1 protein-coding gene is annotated in these 1,364 nt (G+C 41.1%); it reads left to right on the top strand.

Going from position 1 to position 1,364, the window contains the following annotated elements; translation table 11 throughout:
• Positions 1-101: 101 nt before the first annotated feature.
• Positions 102-1,364 (top strand): IS4 family transposase (locus FD32_RS00420; protein WP_082611613.1); only part of this gene is annotated, 1,263 nt, incomplete at its 3' end.

Here is a 1,364-nt window from a genome sequence, read left to right as displayed (position 1 = left end):
TCATTGTGGTTCAGGGCTTTTGGACGAAAAAAATAAAAAACGCAAGAACTCTTACGCTATACTTTAAGTGTCAAAATCAAAGTAGAAAAGAGTCTTGCGCTATGCAAATTATAAACCATTTCAGTACTGAAAACGATTCTCAAAACATTATTTCTCACTTCTTAAGCCTAATTGGTCTAGCTAAGCTAACTCACAGGGTGAATTTTAAGCGTCACTCATTATGTTCATTGAAAATGATCGTAGCTTGGTTAATGACAGCTCATTTTGAGCGTCTTTCGATCAATCGTGCTCATCCAGATTGCCATTTTACCCCAAGAACGGCACGGAATGTTTTGAATGATGGCCGTATTAACTGGCAGAAATTAGTCTGTTTAGTAGCGATTCAATTAATTCGCATCTTAACCCCGTTTATTGATGGTCGACGTCGTTTGGCATTAGTGCTTGATGATACTCTGTTAGCACGTCGTTGGTCCCAAAAGACTGAATTATTAGCCAAGACCTATGACCACGATAAGCACGAGTATGTAAATGGTTACCGTGGCTTAACTCTCGGTTGGAGTGATGGTAATACTTTTTTGCCTATTAATTTTGCTTTAATGTCAACTCACCAGCCTGCTAATCTGATTGGATGCTTAGCGCAGATTACTGACCAACGTCAAATTGCCGGTCAAAGAAGGGCTCAAGCTCAACGCCCAATGAACCAAGTGGCTCTAGAATTGATTAGACAAGCGCAAACACTAGGCGTGTCAGCTAAATACGTCCTTTTTGATTCTTGGTACAGTTCGCCGAAGATGTTTTGGCAACTCGCTCAGCTTCAGCTTTTTGGTGTGGGTATGCTCAAACGCAGCGCAAAAGTCTATTATCGATATCGTGGTCGTCACTATAGCATTAAGGGTCTTTATCAACGTTTAGCAGCTTCTAAAATGAATTGTCGGCATCACTATCTTTACAGCAGTGTCATTCAAGCCCAATATCATGGCCATCAGTTTCCGCTAAAAGTGGTTTTTGTATCCAAAAAGGGGCACCGTCAGGACTACCTAGTTTTAGCGACCACTAACTTAGCTATGCGGCCAGAAGAAATCATTCAATTGTACGGACGCCGCTGGCAAATTGAGACCTATTTCAAAGCTGCTAAGCAGTATTTAGCTCTTAATCGATCACAAATTCAAAGTTACGACGGTCAATGTGGTTATATTGCCGTCACCATGATTACTTATGACTTATTGGCTTGGCAAGAACGACTTAATACTGATGATCGCACAATTGGTGGACTCTTTTACATTATGAATCAAGCACTGCCAGATATTCGTTTTATGGACGCATTGGTCTACTTATTTCATGAACTGGGTCGAGCTGAGCTCAGC

The sequence above is a fragment of the Limosilactobacillus panis DSM 6035 genome (assembly GCF_001435935.1).
Lineage (GTDB): Bacteria > Bacillota > Bacilli > Lactobacillales > Lactobacillaceae > Limosilactobacillus > Limosilactobacillus panis.
Note: the sequence above shows the minus strand (reverse complement) of the source record. Positions and strands in the feature narration are given on the sequence as shown.